Source organism: Paenibacillus sp. USDA918EY, assembly GCF_009870825.1.
Classification (GTDB): domain Bacteria; phylum Bacillota; class Bacilli; order Paenibacillales; family Paenibacillaceae; genus Paenibacillus_AQ; species Paenibacillus_AQ albilobatus.
Map to the genome: position 1 here is coordinate 104,782 of NZ_WTWY01000017.1, position 13,911 is coordinate 118,692.

Below are 13,911 nucleotides of genomic sequence, written 5' to 3' on the forward strand. Positions count from 1 at the left end.
AAAGGCGCAAAGAGAAAGCTGACGCGAGGGAAGGGGGCTAGGCCATGGCAAAAAAATATGAAATGTCGTTCGAGCTTAATGGCGATATAGACCACCGACTCTTAAGGACGTTCGACACGCTCTCCCATGAGGTAACGGAGCTCAAGACGGATTTTAACAGCCTCCGGCGCACGCGGGGGTTGGATAAAGTAACGGCTGACGCAGAGGAAGCGTCTGGAGCATTCAGGGAACTGCGCGAGCAGGCGCAGGAGTTCCGGGAGGTCTTCGATCGCACGCTCCAATTTACCGGGGCCCATACCATCATTTCGACGGTGGGGGACATGTTTTCGAACATGATCAGTGAGGTCGGCGCCCTGGATGATTCTGTACACCAAATGGGCGCGGCGACCGGGGCTACCGCGCAGGAAATGGCGCAGTTCAAGGACATCATACAGGAAATATATAACGGCAATTACGGCGAAGGTTTCCGCGACATTGCTGACTCATTGGTAAATGTCAAACAGGTGACCGGACTGACCGGCGATGCTCTTGAGGAAGCCACCAAAAAAGCGATTATCCTGCGGGATACTTTCGGTTACGACATAAACGAATCTGTCCGGACTGTGGACGCCCTGATGCGAAACATGGGCCTTACCGCCGACCAGGCATTTAACCTGATCGCACAGGGTACGCAGCGCGGTCTGAATCGTTATGACGATTTTCTCGATACGATCAACGAATATTCCGTCCATTTCAAAGATGCCGGATACAACGCCGAGCAGATGTTTAGCATCCTCGAATCCGGAAGCAAGAGCGGGACCTGGAATTTGGACAAAATGGGGGACCTCCTCAAAGAGTTCAACATCCGGATCCGGAGCGGCGACGACAATATAAATGACACCATGGCCGCCTTGTTTGCTCCGGAAGGGATCGAGAATTTTATTGATGCGCTCAAAAAAGGCGGAGCCAAGGTCAAGGAATTCCAGGTACTCGCAAAGCGTGTCGGCAAAGATACGGCCAAGGAAATGATCAAGGACCTGAATGGTACAGCCAAAAAGTCTCAGAAAGCAGCCGAAGCTATCATGGAGACAATGAGTGATAGCGGAAGGATTTTCGAAGGGCTTGCCAACGGATCGATGCAGGCGAAAGATGCTCTGAACGAGATCATAGGGAAGCTGGATAAGATTGATGATATAAATTATCGAAACAAGCTATCCGTAGATTTGTTCGGCACGCAGTATGAGGACCTGAAAGGCGCTGCGGTCGATGCTCTTAAGGACGTCAACGGGGAATACGACAAAACGCTCGACACCATGCAGCAAATTGAGGGGGTCAAATACAGCAGCCTCACCAAGGATATCCAAAAGGTCGGCCGGGAGCTGATGACAAACGTCGTCATCCCGATCGGCGAAGATTTAATGCCCATGTTGCAGGATTTGAGCCATTGGGCGTCCGATAATAAGGATCTGGTCAAGACGCTGGCTCTCGGCGTTCCGGCTGCGATGCTCACAAAAAATGCGGTATCCATGTCCAAGGACTTTGCAAAGGTCGGGAAATCGTTCTTTGACACGACCAATGGGGTCAGTAAATTCGGTCGGGCGCTCACGTTTTTGACGAATCCTGTGGGGATCGCCGTCGGCGCTCTCGGATTGATCACGACCGGGGTCATTGCATACAAGAAGCACCAGGAAGAGGCACGGCAGGCGCTTATCCATATGGGTGATACCCTGCAGAAGTCATTCGATGACTATTCTTCGATAGACCATACAACCAAGCGGACGCAGAACCTGATCAGGGAATATGATCGATTGACGGCGAAAATTAAGGACATAAAAACGCCTGCAAATGAATTGACCGAGGCTCGTCGGAAGCTGGCCGCAGTCGAAAAAGAATTGATCGAGCTTAATCCTGAAATCCTGCATGCAGAAGATGCGAAAAATTCAACATTTCGTGATCAACTTAACGCTCTGGATAAGCTTAATCAAACCAAGCGGGAAATGATGCAGCGGGATATAGAAGCAGACATCCTGAACAAAGAGTCTCAGCTTCCGAGTCTGGTGAGCGAGTACAAAGAGCTTCAGGAAAGCGTCGACGAGTACAACAAGAAATACCTGGAGGCGCTGAATAATTACCAGAAATACAATGATTATGTGAAACGTCAGCGCGAAATTATCAGCTCGACCCAAATGAACAGCCCGGAACAGGTCCAGCAATTGAACAAATTGGCTGATGAAATTCGTGAACAAACCGGTAATGATTACCGCATGAACTGGGCGAATCTGATTGTTGATATGCAAAACTTTAGTAAAGAGTATGAAAAAATAAATGGTCGGTACAACAGTGCTCAGGCTGACATACTCGAAGCTGAGAAAACATATCAGGATCTTTATAATGCCCAGGTAAAACTGATCGAAATGCAGGACCTTGGCGGCCAGACGATCCAGAACCAAGCGGCACAATATTCGAAGCTGACCGCGGACGAAAAGCAACGCTTTGACCAGGCAATAGCAGAGATTCAGAAACTCAACAACGAGATGGACGACTTGCCCCTTTCGAAAAAGATCGACCTTAACGTCATATGGAGACAGGCCGGATTTGACGCGGTACAAGCCGCGCAGAAGTCCCTGACAGGTAAGGCAAACGTAGGCATAAAGGTTCCGGGGGCGCAGATTTCCGCATTCGCGGAAGGGGGACGTGTCACGAGCCCGACGCTGGCAATGATCGGGGAGGCCGGGGACGAAGAATTCGTGATCCCGGTAAATAATTCGCCCCGTTCTCGCGGGCTGTACGCGGCTGCTGGAGAGGCACTGGGTTTGAGCCCCGGTGGAAGCTTCGCTCCCGTCTATAACCCGCAGATTATCATCCAAGGAAACGCAGATGAAAAGGTAGTCCGATCAGTATTGAATGACGATCAGAAAAGATGGGAACAAAACATGGCGGCCTGGCAGCGGCAGCAGCAAAGGAGGAGCCTAGTGTGAAAACTTATAGAACAATCCAAGGGGATACCTGGGATGGGATAGCCTATAGCATAGCGGGAACCGAGGAGTTTATGACACCCCTCATGCAGGCGAATCCCGATCATGCTGAGACCGTGATTTTTCCAACAGGCGTCATTTTGAACGTCCCGGAGATCGCCATCCAAACCGCTGATATCTTTCCTCCATGGAGACGGGAGGAAGACGTATGACCAGCCTTGTGCAAAACGGGCGTTACGCCTTCCTCTCTCTTTTTTTTAACGGGGTTAAGGTGGACGCTGATCTCGAACCGTATCTTATGAGCTTTACGTACAATGACGGATATTCCGGCCAGGCCGATGACATCACCATCCAGCTTGACGACAGGGAGGGCCGATGGATGAGGGGCTGGGTACCGGTCATCGGCGATGAGATCAAGGCGGGTATTGTGACATGGCACTGGGATAAGCCAGGCGAGAAGAAGAAGCTGCCTTGTGGCAAGTTTTACCTCAAGTCCTTTACGTATGCCGGCAAGCCAGACGTAGTGACCATGGAGGCCAGTGCGTTGCCAGTGGAGGGTAATTCCGCCAAGCAGGAAAAGCGCTCGAAGTCCTGGGAGAAGATCAAGCTTAAAACGGTGGCCGGGGAGATCGCCCGGCGGGCGAAGCTAAATCTTGTTTATGAATCGTCTTCGAATCCGACCTATGAACGGCTGGACCAAACGGAGCAGACGGATTTCGAGTTTTTGCTCGACATCGCCCAGCGGGAGGGTATCACGCTCAAGGTGAGCGGATCGAAGTTGGTCATGTTTGACGAGGAAGAGTTTGAGAAAAAGAAGCCGGTCATGATCATTGAGCTTGGGAAATCAAACGTGCTGAACTACTCGTTCGAAATGAACAGTGAGAGTGCTGCGTATGGCTCGTGCGAGGTCGTTTACACGGCGCCCAAGACGAAGACGTCCAAATCTAAGACGATCAAAGGGTCGTACAAGCTGCCGAAGGCGAGCGGCCTGCCTGTGCTTCGAATAAATGAGCAGGTCGACACCGTCGCCGAGGCGAACCGGCTTGCCAAGAACCGGCTGCGGGAGCAGAACAAAAAGGCTGGACTGGCTAAAATCACACTCGAAGGCAATACGAGCATCGCAGCAGGTCAGACGATCACCATCAAGGGATGGGGCTATTTTGACGGTAAATACATCATCGAAAATGCGACCCATAGCATCGACGCTACCGGGGCGTACACGACAGAAGTTCAAATTAGAAAGGTGCTGGGATGGTAATGGCAGCTAATTTACTTGCAGAGCTGGTCAAGATAGGGGAATGCTCAACCGTTGATTTTGAAACCGGGACGATTACCGCGACCTTTCCGGATCGGCAGGACAAGGTTAGCCGGGACATTCCTGTGCTATTTGCTGGCGGATTCGGGACGGGAAACGGGATGCCAAAGGAAGGCGACACCGTTTTATGCCTGATGCTCGGAAACGGCAAGAGCAACGGGGTTTGTCTGGGCGTCATTCCCGACGCCGTCCCGGGGACCGCCGACCAGCAAGGCGTTTATTTTGAGGACGGCAGCTACGTCTATTACGACCGGTCTCAGAAAAAGCTGATGGTCAAGGCGGCCAGCGGCGTGCAGATCGACGGCGATTTGACCGTGACCGGACGGGTAACTGCCGCAAATATCATATGAGGAGGAGGGCGCGGACATGGCGTTACCTGATGGAGTAGGCGTCCTGGGCGACATCGTATTTATCGTGACATCATACAAGGTCAGGACGTTTGAAAGTCTTACACGCACCTCGAATGATCGGTGGGCCAACAACGATATTATCCACAAGAAGCCGCGAAGTCAGTTCCTCGGCCCCGGGCTTGATACCTTTGACCTGACAGTCCGCGTGGATGCACGTCTTGGTCTGAATCCCCGGGCTGAGGTGGATAAACTGGTCAAATACAGCCGGGAGGGTAAGGTCATGAAATTTACAGTGGGCGGTAAAGGAATGGGCGTGGATCGAGTCAAGATTATAAGCCTGACCCAGAACTGGGAGCGGCTCGATAACCGCGGCAATTTGATCAGCGCAACCTATTCTCTCACGTTGGAGGAATACGTATGACGACGACGTACACGGTCACCGTGGATTCCCAGGAGGTCAGATTGGGCCTGACGGGCGTCGAATCGGTTAAGCAAAATATCCGCCTCATATGCACGACGATAATCGGCTCCTGCCCGTTGGATCGTGAACTGGGGGTTGATCCGGTGGCTATTGACCAGGCTCTGCCAGCTGCGGGCGCACTGCTGCAGGTAACCATTCAGTCGGCTATCGAGGAGTTTGAGCCTCGAGCGACGGTAACGGATATTTCGCTGGATTGGAAAGATGAAAAATTAATCCCCACAATCAAATTTGTGCTTACGGAGGAGGTGGGCGGATCATGAGCTATGTCGATTTGCCGGATATCCAATTTACGGACCAGCAGGTGCAGAGCATACTTGACGCGGCGCTCTCGTCAGTCGAAGCAAAGACGGGCCGGACGATGAACCGGGCTGATCCGGACCGGATTCTTTTGCTGGCTTTAGTGCGTGAAATCATTCAACTTCGGGTCCTGATCGACCAAGTCAAAAAAGGGGACCTACTGAAATACGCAAGAGGGGGAGCGCTCGATCATCTGGGCGCTCTTTATAATGTCTACCGTCTCCCAGCGGAGGCGGCGCATACGACCATTCGTTTTACGCTCTCGATGCCGCTGACATCTCCGCAGACCATCCCGGCAGGGACCCGGGTTGGCGTGCAGAATAGTGGCGGCACTATGTTCTTTGCGACGAAGGAGGCTGCCGTCTTTCCTGCTGGGAGCACGACCAAGGACATCCCTGCCGCTGCCAACGTGACAGGCGCGGCCGGAAACGGGTTTATCCCCGGGCAGATCAATACCATCATGGACCCTCTGCCGTATGTGCAAAGCGCCGTTAACGTGACGGAGAGCTCCGGGGGAGCGGACACTGAATCCGATGACGCATTACGAGCACGCATACGTTTGGCGCCGGAGAGTTTTAGCACGGCAGGCCCGCGGGAAGGATATATATATTGGGCCAAGACTGCTAGCCCGGCGATCATCGACGTGGCGGCTGTATCCCCGGCAGAGCGTGAGGTTTTAATTGTGCCGTTGCTGCAGGGCGGCGAGCTCCCGACGCAGGACATCATCGACCAGGTCAGCGACGCCTTAAATGATAGATCAATTCGGCCACTCACGGACCACGTAACCGTTCAGGCGCCCGATGTGGTGCCGTATGATATCACCCTGACCTACTACATTTCGTCGGCAAATGTGGCGTCGGAAACGGCGATCAAGGCGGCCGTAACCAAGGCTGTGGACGAATATAGGCTCTGGCAAAAGTCCAAGCTCGGCCGGGATATTAACCCATCGGAGCTTATTTGGCGTGTGATGTCGGCCGGGGCGCTCCGGGTAGACGTCGCAGCGCCGACTAACATCCCGGTTACCGAACTGCAGGTGGCCCAAGAGGGCGCCGTGAACGTCACATATGGAGGGTTGGCCGATGACTGATGTCAAAAACATGTCTCTACTCGATCTGCTGCCGACGAGCATCCGGTATGATCCGGGGGTGATAGCCATCGCCCAAGCGCTGGACGAACAAATTCGGGTGGCTGTTGACGAGATTTACAAGCTGCCGCTCTTTTCCCGGCTTGACGAGTTGAGCGACGAGGAGGCCGACGAGCTGGCATGGCAATTTCACGTCGATTTCTATGATCCGGCTCTGCCGCTCGAGCAGAAGCGTGAGCTGGTAAAGAACGCCTTTAAATTCCACCGGCGGAAGGGGACACCCGCAGCTGTTGAGGACCTGATCACGATCCTCTTTGGTGAGGGCAAGGTCGAGGAATGGTTTGAATACGGGGGCGTGCCGGGGCGATTCCGGGTACGCACAAGCGATCCGTCGGCTACAAATGAGAGGGCTCAAGAGTTTGTACAGGCCATCGACTCCGTAAAGCGTCTCTCAGCGTGGCTTGAGGCTGTAATCCTGGAGGAAACCATCGAGGCTCGCGACATGTACTTTGGCGGTATGTTGCACATCGGCGAGTTTATCACAATAGGGTAGGTGATTTTTGTGAGCTCTTGGAGCTATGCATTAACTAATAAGGGACGTCAGCTGCAAGCAAAAGCGCAGGCTGGCGCCCAACTCGTTTATACGAGAATGGCGGTAGGGAGCGGTACGCTGAGCGGGCAATCTTTGGAGAGTATGACCGCGCTGATCGCCCCGATCAAGGACCTGAACATTACTAGGCTCAAACGTCCGGCAGGGGCAACACGGGCGCTCATCGGGGCGACATTGACCAACCAGGACGTTACGACCGGGTTTTATTTGCGGGAGATCGGCATATTTGCCACCGATCCGGACGACGGCGAGATACTCTATATGTACGCCAACTCCGGAGCGACGGCCGACTATATTGCGCCGCAAGGCGACGGAGTGATCGAAAAGGCGTTGAATATGAACGTCTTTGTTGGATCCGCGGCAAACATCACGGCCAACATCGATGAATCCCTAGTATACGCCACTCAGCAGGATTTGGCTGATGCTATTGCCGGAATACAGATCAACGATGCCACCACGACGCAAAAAGGCATCACTCAGCTTTCCAGCGCCACAGACAGCACGTCTGAGGCAATGGCCGCGACGCCGAAGGCGGTAAAAGCGGCATATGACCGCGCCAATGCGGCTTTTACATCAGCCAGTGACGGAAAAGGCAAGGTCCGCGACGCGATCACTGGCGTAAAAGGTACGGTTGCGGACGCTGATGGGGACGGAATTCCGACTTTTGACGAGCTGGCCGCAGGTGTTAAGACCATTCCTGCGGGTTACACGGCTGACGCGACGGCTGCAGCTGGAGATATTCGCGCCGGGAAATCAGCCTACAAAAACGGTGTAAAGGAGAACGGCTCGCTTGTCACGCAAGCAACAGGAGCACAAACGGTGACGCCTGGCCCCTCCGATATCGTTAAGGGAGCCGGTATTTACGATGGGGCAATTACAATCAAGGGCGTCCCGGTTAATCCGGATGCACTCCTAGTCGGAAATACCGTGGCCGGGACGCCTGGTAGGATGCCAAACCGGAGCGCTGAGAATAACCACATGCCGGGGCTTGAATCTACCGTTTGGCCTGGGGATCGCGTCTTTATACGACCACCTAACGGATACTTTAATGGGGCTACGTGGGTGACGGCTCCCGTTCCTGGACTGACGCCGGGCAATCTACGCGAAGGTGTAGATGTCTTAGGAATTGTAGGAACTCTTCAAGAAGGGAAAAAATTTTATAAGCAAGATATTTCTATTCCGGCTTACGGTAAGGTAGATTTTGACATTAATATTGGTTTTAATTGGTCGGTAGTCCTTTTAATCGCGAATTCAGAAGATTGGGATGGAGGCATTTCATCTTTTTATTTAAGACATCCCGAAGGTTCTTTATCAACAGGTATGTTATATAACGGGAACTTAACCAATCCAACATTGACAGGCATCCATTTGTACTATAGCAATGGTAATAATACAACAAAAGGTATTATAGTTTATGCTTATGGGCGTTAGGAGGATAGAAATGAAAATATTCGGTAGACGAATATACGCTGATAAAACAACTGGTGTTATATTGGCCAACACAGGAGATTTGAAGGTGTTAGATGACTTCGAACGACCATCGATCGAGTCGGACTTTCAAGCATTTTACAATCTGATTGGGCGAGATCCCGATTCGGTAATCATCATAGAACTGGAACCTGGGCAATACGCCGAGGAATTTGCAACATGTAATGGTTTTCGTGTCAATCCAGAGACCCAAAAACTTGAATTTTCCTACCCTGACCCGAGCGATCCGACGCCTGAGCAGCCAGTGTTTCAAAAACCACTCAGCGATGAAGTAGTGGAGCTTAGGCAAGCCGTCGCCGAACTAACTATGCTTATGGCCGCAGCGCCTACGGCCTGATGAAAGGAGGTGAACGATCATGCAATTTACCAAGGACAGCGGACTGGTTAAGGTTTGGGTAAGCTTGGTTATGGCCGGGACTTATAAGGTCGAGCAAGTGCCGCAGCTTTATAACCTGAAAAACGTAGTAACGGAGGTTGTAAACGGAACAGCAGTATAAACTAGCGCCGCATAGGCGTTTTTATTTTGCCCTCGGAGCGATCCGGGGGCATTACTTTTATCCAAGGAGAGATACAAAATGGATCAAATTAAAATGCTCGGCTCTACGATATTAACGGCTGCAGCTGGGGAATCCAGCAAAGAGGTAGCCAGTAGTGGGATTATTGGGATGTTGCTCCTTGTAGCGACCTGGCTCGGTGGATGGGATAAACCGTTGCAATTTCTGATCTTTCTTATGGGAGCCGACTATGTAACGGGATTACTTGGGGCGATTAAGACAAAAAGTGTTGATTCAGAGGCAATGTTTTGGGGCGGCATCCGCAAAATCACCGTCCTATTTGTTATCGGCTTGGCCGTTCTGATCGATGGGTGGGTAGGGGAGGGCGCTCCGGTTTTCAGAACCTTGGCTATTTACTTTTACGCTGGCCGGGAAGGTTTGTCGGTGGTTGAAAACCTTGGTACGATCGGTGTGCCATTGCCTTCTAAAATCAAAGAGTTTCTGCAACAACTGAATGAAAAGGGAGGTGAAACCGGTGCAAAACAGGGTTAAGGGAAACGCCCAAGGAATCGACGTTTCGCATTATCAGGGTGTAATCAATTGGTCGGCGGTGGCAGCTGCCGGCATTTCTTTTGCATTTATTAAGGCGACCCAAAACAGGATGGACGCAAGGTTTTTGGAAAACGTCAAAGGCGCTAAGGCCGCGGGCCTGCTGATCGGGGCCTACCATTATGTGGACGACTCGGTGACAACGCCGGACAAGGCGCGGGCATCTGCTCAGGTCTTTTATAACGCCATCAAGGCAGCGGGCGGGCCGGAGGTATTTGATTTGCCTTTTGTTATGGATTATGAAAGCAATAAAAACAAGCTTACGGCTACAACGATCACAGCGGTTGCCAAGGCGTTTTTGACAGAGATTCAGAAGCTGACAGGGACAAAACCGATGCTTTACACATACCCATCGTTTATCGGCCATTTCAGCGGCCTGACGGATTATCCTCTATGGATTGCACGCTATCATACCGTGGCTCCGGCCGATGCTTCCGGATGGAAGCGCTGGGAGTTTTGGCAATACAGCGACGGCACATTTGGCGGCGTGCTTCCGGGCGGCGGTCGCAAAGTGCCGGGGATCTCCGGCCCGGTTGATCTCAATGAGTTTGACGGGACGGTAGACGAGCTGCGGCGCCGATACGGCACAAAACAAAGCGGAAAGGACGGGGAGAAGATGTCTGAACGTGATATTAACCAAGCAAGCTCTTGGGCAGCGGCGGCTTGGGAGGAAGCAACAACAAACGGATATTTTGACGGTAGCCGCCCGGGCGCGCCTGTAACGCGGGAGGAAATGGCTATTGTTGTGAACCGCCTGCGTCGAAACTTCTTGGCTCTAATCGGTGGTAATACGGATCGGATCGTCGAGCTTGAACGGCAGCTGACGGAAATAGAGAAAAAAATAGAGAAAAAATAAGCAAAGACCCTGCCGGCTTTGTGTCGGCAGGGTGAAAAATTTATTACTTGATTTGTTTCGCTAAAATTGATATCTTATAAAAGTTGCCTTTGCCTGTTGTAAAATTATTTTTTATTATATATAATAATTATGAGCTTGATCTCAGCCGAAGGCTTACGTTATACGTGGGCTACTAATGTAGGTTGGATGGGGCTCATTTTCTTTTTGGTACATAGTTTTTATTAATTTGATTGTTTGATGGGATAAACTTCCAATGTCTATATGGATGGTTCCAACGATCAGCATGAGTAGAAATTCCAGTTGAATCCCCAACATTAAAACCAGGATAAATTTCACGAATCCGTTTATTAATATATTTATATAACTTTTCTTTGGCTCTTGTTCTCTTACCTCGTACTCGCTTTCCCTCCGGCTTCTCCTCGTTCTTTCCATTTAATTTAAATTCGATTGAACCTAATACAACGTCAAGACACTGTAAAATAATGTGATCATGAGATGTTGCCTCGCCAATATCACTCATACTATTAAAATGTAATCTTGCTTTCCTAAATACATCGGTATCCTGTAAATTATATATGAATTTCTTGAACCTCTCATTTTTTTCTTTTTTATCTGGTAATTGATCCATCATTATATACAATGATATAGGCCTAAATGAAGAAGGGTTCGAATATTGAAATCCAAAAACGTGCTTAAAGAATTGGTAGTAAAGTAAAAAATATTGATTTTCTTTCTGTTCCTTGCTTAACCCAGTAGGCTGAAGGATGTTCTGTGTGAACATGATACGAATTTTAATTTTATCTTGTGCAATGTAATTAAAAAACAACTCCATCATTTGCGTATATTTATCAAGGTATGCCTCCCCCACCTTTTGCCACTTTATCTCGCCATGTATGTTAAGTGCCTCTCTTTTAGTATTCAACGCACTATTTATTGCGTCAAAATCCGCTGATCTTATCAAAGCTCCGCCATAAAAATTGCCGTAATATTTTCCGTATTTTTCTGATTCATCGGTATATATTATATATTGCATTAATACGACCTCCGTTAAATAGATGCACGTCAAATTATACCATACATTTGGTCTCTAATTGGATAGGTTTCAAAAAAATATACACAAATTATCAACAGGATATCAACAGGATATCAACAAGCGGTAAGCATAAACTTATATTTACAGATCAGATGAGTTGCTGTAAAATAAAACCAACATATACGGAAATACCGTTGTGCAATCCGAAAGCATCGGTGGAAAGGATCCATTGGCTAAAAGCTGTTGGATCCTTTTTTTGTAATTGATAAACGAACGTGTGTTTGTATATAATAGGAACAAACGTTCTGAATGGAGGCTTGTTGCATGGCGACAAAACTGGAGGGTAATGGCCTGTTTGAATCATCACGGATGATGCTGCCGGAACACCGTGAAGCGTACAACCAATATATGATCCACAAGGACCCGCGCCCAAAGCCGGTGATCGACGAGCAAGAGTGGCAGCAGATCGGCCAGGTGCTGCAGGACTCTTTTAATCAGCACGTCCGGGTAACGCTTGACCTGTATCACCCATATGAGGATAAGCAGGCAAGCGGCTTTGTGACCGTCATCAATGTATTCCGCCAAGAGATCAAGCTGCGGTATGACGACGATTGGGATTGGATCAAATTTGACGACATAATCGCAGCGAGGATATAAGCAAAAGGACTTCCGATCAATTCGGAGGTCCTTTTTTCATGCCCAAAAGTCCGAAGCATTCACATCATATCCGGCTTTGCGCAACGCAGAGATAATTTTCTGGACAGTTTTCGCTCGGGGCCGGATGTTTTTCCCGCCGTCACACAAATCTGAAATGCTATCGCGATTTAATCCCGTTTCTTTTACAAGCCATTCCTGGCTAATATTCCGGTTTTGATCGATGAACCTTCCGAGTGGCGTCCTTTTTTTGCCAAGCCCAAACATACTGCCCACCTCCGACTTTCTTTCAATCTCTCATCAGGATGGACAATCTATGAAAAATTTATTCATGAAACTCCGAATATTGGAAAAGCCTGTCGGTATAGGTATATAACCAGATACACCACCGCAGCGATCCGGCCGACGTCAGTGATGTATCTGCATACACAACAAGAGGAGGTGCTTGGACGGATGATTGCGGCTATTGATCCGGGCAACTGCAAAACAAAATTTGTGGGGATACAGCAGCGGCCGTTTGTATTCCCATCGGCGATCGGTGTCAACGATCTGGCACGAAATCTCAAGCGCGATCCGGGTCCATATGATTTCGAATGGGAATACGAAGGGAAATGCGGCTTTGCGGGCACTTTGGCGCTGGAAGAGAGCGAGTATGCGGAGAGCCGGAAGGATGACTCCAAGGCGCATTTCGACGCTAAACTCCGAACCCTGATTGCTTTGCATCGGTTCGGCGCGGGGACCGATTTTGATATCGTCGTCGGCCAGCCGATCGACACGCACACGGATACGGAAAAGACGGCCATCAAGCGCATGTATGTCGGCCGTCATGATCTGACCGTTAACGGGCAGCGGAAGATTATCACCATCAATCGATGCGAGGTTTCCCCGGAGGGAGCGGCGGCCGGGCTGCTGGTGGCACCGAACACCGGCATGATCCGGGTCATTGATATCGGCAGCGGCAGCGTCAACTATGCGACGATCATAAGCCGCCGATTTAACAACCGCGGCAGTTGGACCTATAACGAGGGGATGGAGAGCAAGCGCGACCTGCAGCCGGCGGCATTCGCCCGGCAGATCGCGTCCAAGGCAATCGCCCGGAAATGGTCGGCGGAGGATATGGTTTACCTGGTCGGCGGGGGTGCGGCGGAGTTGCTGCCCTACCTGCTGGAATACTTCCGGCATGCGCAGCTGATTGACGATCCGCAGACGGCAAACGTTCGGGCATTCTTGATGATTGCGAGGCGAGTTTATGGCTAAACAAATTGAGCGTATACAGGTGACGTTTAACGTTTTGGACCCGGATCAGGAGCGGCTTTACAACCACGTGCGGGGTAAGACCAATTCTTCCGGATACCTTAAGCGGCTGGCCCAGCGGGATATGGATGGAATGATGTTTATGGCGGGGGCGGCGGTGCTGCCGGCGCAGGTCAGCACTGAGGACGACTTTACGTTAGGAGGGTTTATTTGATGATTAGCTTGATTCCGTTTTTGCAACTGGCCGCCGTCGGCGTGGCATCCCACGTCATCGAGCGCAAGATCGAGCGTGCCGGACACGGCGGGCGCGTTGTCCTGGTCCGGATGGCGACATATGTAATTTGCGCCGGGATTGCCTTGTACCAGTGGCGGATCGCGCTGCGAATGCTCGGGATTGTCTTTGGTGTCCATGTTAGCTGGTGACATATGCCG

General features: G+C 50.7%; 19 protein-coding genes. 17 read left to right on the top strand and 2 right to left on the bottom strand.

What is annotated here, in order from left to right; genetic code table 11:
* Window positions 1-44: 44 nt before the first annotated feature.
* The 13 genes from GQY55_RS25395 (at window position 45) to GQY55_RS25450 (ending at window position 10,538) form a co-directional block, all read left to right on the top strand.
* Window positions 45-2,957 (top strand): phage tail tape measure protein, encoded by a 2,913-nt coding sequence (locus GQY55_RS25395; RefSeq protein ID WP_160044711.1) that lies wholly within the window; start codon window positions 45-47, stop codon window positions 2,955-2,957.
* Window positions 2,954-3,166 (top strand): tail protein X, encoded by a 213-nt coding sequence (locus GQY55_RS25400; protein ID WP_160044712.1) that lies wholly within the window; start codon window positions 2,954-2,956, stop codon window positions 3,164-3,166. Before GQY55_RS25395 ends, GQY55_RS25400 begins: the two co-directional genes overlap by 4 nt.
* The gene (locus GQY55_RS25405; RefSeq protein ID WP_160044713.1) at window positions 3,163-4,212 is read left to right on the top strand and encodes a phage late control D family protein; all 1,050 of its coding nucleotides are present in this window, start codon (window positions 3,163-3,165) and stop codon (window positions 4,210-4,212) included. The genes GQY55_RS25400 and GQY55_RS25405 overlap by 4 nt, the downstream gene beginning before the upstream one ends.
* On the top strand, window positions 4,212-4,619 hold the full coding sequence (locus GQY55_RS25410) for a phage baseplate assembly protein V (RefSeq protein ID WP_160044714.1): 408 nt from the start codon (window positions 4,212-4,214) through the stop codon (window positions 4,617-4,619). Before GQY55_RS25405 ends, GQY55_RS25410 begins: the two co-directional genes overlap by 1 nt.
* 16 nt (window positions 4,620-4,635) lie before the next feature.
* A complete protein-coding gene (locus GQY55_RS25415) occupies window positions 4,636-5,040 on the top strand; it encodes a phage tail protein (RefSeq protein ID WP_036713174.1) in 405 nt (134 codons plus the stop codon).
* Window positions 5,037-5,360 (top strand): GPW/gp25 family protein, encoded by a 324-nt coding sequence (locus GQY55_RS25420; protein WP_160044715.1) that lies wholly within the window; start codon window positions 5,037-5,039, stop codon window positions 5,358-5,360. Before GQY55_RS25415 ends, GQY55_RS25420 begins: the two co-directional genes overlap by 4 nt.
* The gene (locus tag GQY55_RS25425; RefSeq protein ID WP_236575851.1) at window positions 5,357-6,484 is read left to right on the top strand and encodes a baseplate assembly protein; all 1,128 of its coding nucleotides are present in this window, start codon (window positions 5,357-5,359) and stop codon (window positions 6,482-6,484) included. The genes GQY55_RS25420 and GQY55_RS25425 overlap by 4 nt, the downstream gene beginning before the upstream one ends.
* A complete protein-coding gene (locus GQY55_RS25430; protein WP_160044716.1) occupies window positions 6,477-7,034 on the top strand; it encodes a phage tail protein I in 558 nt (185 codons plus the stop codon). Before GQY55_RS25425 ends, GQY55_RS25430 begins: the two co-directional genes overlap by 8 nt.
* Complete coding sequence (locus GQY55_RS25435) at window positions 7,035-8,522, top strand: phage tail protein (protein WP_236575852.1); 1,488 nt, start codon at window positions 7,035-7,037, stop codon at window positions 8,520-8,522. It begins immediately after the preceding gene.
* A gap of 10 nt (window positions 8,523-8,532) precedes the next feature.
* Complete coding sequence (locus GQY55_RS25440) at window positions 8,533-8,916, top strand: hypothetical protein (RefSeq protein WP_160044718.1); 384 nt, start codon at window positions 8,533-8,535, stop codon at window positions 8,914-8,916.
* 19 nt (window positions 8,917-8,935) lie between these two features.
* Entirely contained in the window at window positions 8,936-9,076 is a 141-nt protein-coding gene (locus tag GQY55_RS31120; protein WP_201452233.1) for a hypothetical protein, read from the top strand.
* A gap of 78 nt (window positions 9,077-9,154) precedes the next feature.
* A complete protein-coding gene (locus GQY55_RS25445; protein WP_160044719.1) occupies window positions 9,155-9,625 on the top strand; it encodes a phage holin family protein in 471 nt (156 codons plus the stop codon).
* Window positions 9,609-10,538, top strand: coding sequence for a glycoside hydrolase family 25 protein (locus tag GQY55_RS25450; protein ID WP_160044720.1), 930 nt, complete (start codon window positions 9,609-9,611; stop codon window positions 10,536-10,538). The genes GQY55_RS25445 and GQY55_RS25450 overlap by 17 nt, the downstream gene beginning before the upstream one ends.
* 193 nt (window positions 10,539-10,731) lie before the next feature.
* Here the strand turns inward: GQY55_RS25450 and GQY55_RS25455 are convergent, their stop codons facing one another.
* Window positions 10,732-11,571 (bottom strand): DUF3800 domain-containing protein, encoded by an 840-nt coding sequence (locus GQY55_RS25455; RefSeq protein WP_160044721.1) that lies wholly within the window; start codon window positions 11,569-11,571, stop codon window positions 10,732-10,734.
* A gap of 324 nt (window positions 11,572-11,895) precedes the next feature.
* On the opposite strand from GQY55_RS25455, the gene GQY55_RS25460 reads away from it, so the two are divergent.
* A complete protein-coding gene (locus GQY55_RS25460; RefSeq protein WP_160044722.1) occupies window positions 11,896-12,228 on the top strand; it encodes a YolD-like family protein in 333 nt (110 codons plus the stop codon).
* Window positions 12,229-12,264: 36 nt separating this feature from the next.
* Here the strand turns inward: GQY55_RS25460 and GQY55_RS25465 are convergent, their stop codons facing one another.
* Window positions 12,265-12,492, bottom strand: a complete 228-nt coding sequence (locus GQY55_RS25465) for an XRE family transcriptional regulator (protein WP_160044723.1) — start codon at window positions 12,490-12,492, stop codon at window positions 12,265-12,267.
* Window positions 12,493-12,678: 186 nt separating this feature from the next.
* Between GQY55_RS25465 and GQY55_RS25470 the strand changes: the two genes are divergently transcribed.
* From GQY55_RS25470 to GQY55_RS25480, 3 genes are read left to right on the top strand one after another with little or no spacing between them, the layout of a single operon-like run.
* Window positions 12,679-13,482, top strand: coding sequence for a ParM/StbA family protein (locus GQY55_RS25470; protein ID WP_160044724.1), 804 nt, complete (start codon window positions 12,679-12,681; stop codon window positions 13,480-13,482).
* Window positions 13,475-13,693: a hypothetical protein gene (locus GQY55_RS25475; RefSeq protein ID WP_160044725.1), complete on the top strand. Its 219-nt coding sequence runs from the start codon at window positions 13,475-13,477 to the stop codon at window positions 13,691-13,693. Before GQY55_RS25470 ends, GQY55_RS25475 begins: the two co-directional genes overlap by 8 nt.
* Window positions 13,693-13,902 carry a hypothetical protein gene (locus GQY55_RS25480; RefSeq protein ID WP_160044726.1) on the top strand — a complete coding sequence of 70 codons (210 nt, stop codon included), beginning with the start codon at window positions 13,693-13,695 and terminating at the stop codon, window positions 13,900-13,902. The genes GQY55_RS25475 and GQY55_RS25480 overlap by 1 nt, the downstream gene beginning before the upstream one ends.
* Window positions 13,903-13,911 lie beyond the last annotated feature (9 nt).

Coding starts and splice junctions, on each gene's coding strand:
- GQY55_RS25420 (WP_160044715.1), top strand. CDS start 5,037: ATGACGACGACGTACACGGTCACCGTGGATTCCCAGGAGGTCAGATTG.
- GQY55_RS25440 (WP_160044718.1), top strand. CDS start 8,533: ATGAAAATATTCGGTAGACGAATATACGCTGATAAAACAACTGGTGTT.
- GQY55_RS25445 (WP_160044719.1), top strand. CDS start 9,155: ATGGATCAAATTAAAATGCTCGGCTCTACGATATTAACGGCTGCAGCT.
- GQY55_RS25410 (WP_160044714.1), top strand. CDS start 4,212: ATGGCAGCTAATTTACTTGCAGAGCTGGTCAAGATAGGGGAATGCTCA.
- GQY55_RS25460 (WP_160044722.1), top strand. CDS start 11,896: ATGGCGACAAAACTGGAGGGTAATGGCCTGTTTGAATCATCACGGATG.
- GQY55_RS25480 (WP_160044726.1), top strand. CDS start 13,693: ATGATTAGCTTGATTCCGTTTTTGCAACTGGCCGCCGTCGGCGTGGCA.
- GQY55_RS25415 (WP_036713174.1), top strand. CDS start 4,636: ATGGCGTTACCTGATGGAGTAGGCGTCCTGGGCGACATCGTATTTATC.
- GQY55_RS25475 (WP_160044725.1), top strand. CDS start 13,475: ATGGCTAAACAAATTGAGCGTATACAGGTGACGTTTAACGTTTTGGAC.
- GQY55_RS25425 (WP_236575851.1), top strand. CDS start 5,357: ATGAGCTATGTCGATTTGCCGGATATCCAATTTACGGACCAGCAGGTG.
- GQY55_RS31120 (WP_201452233.1), top strand. CDS start 8,936: ATGCAATTTACCAAGGACAGCGGACTGGTTAAGGTTTGGGTAAGCTTG.
- GQY55_RS25430 (WP_160044716.1), top strand. CDS start 6,477: ATGACTGATGTCAAAAACATGTCTCTACTCGATCTGCTGCCGACGAGC.
- GQY55_RS25395 (WP_160044711.1), top strand. CDS start 45: ATGGCAAAAAAATATGAAATGTCGTTCGAGCTTAATGGCGATATAGAC.
- GQY55_RS25470 (WP_160044724.1), top strand. CDS start 12,679: ATGATTGCGGCTATTGATCCGGGCAACTGCAAAACAAAATTTGTGGGG.
- GQY55_RS25405 (WP_160044713.1), top strand. CDS start 3,163: ATGACCAGCCTTGTGCAAAACGGGCGTTACGCCTTCCTCTCTCTTTTT.
- GQY55_RS25465 (WP_160044723.1), bottom strand. CDS start 12,492: ATGTTTGGGCTTGGCAAAAAAAGGACGCCACTCGGAAGGTTCATCGAT.
- GQY55_RS25455 (WP_160044721.1), bottom strand. CDS start 11,571: ATGCAATATATAATATATACCGATGAATCAGAAAAATACGGAAAATAT.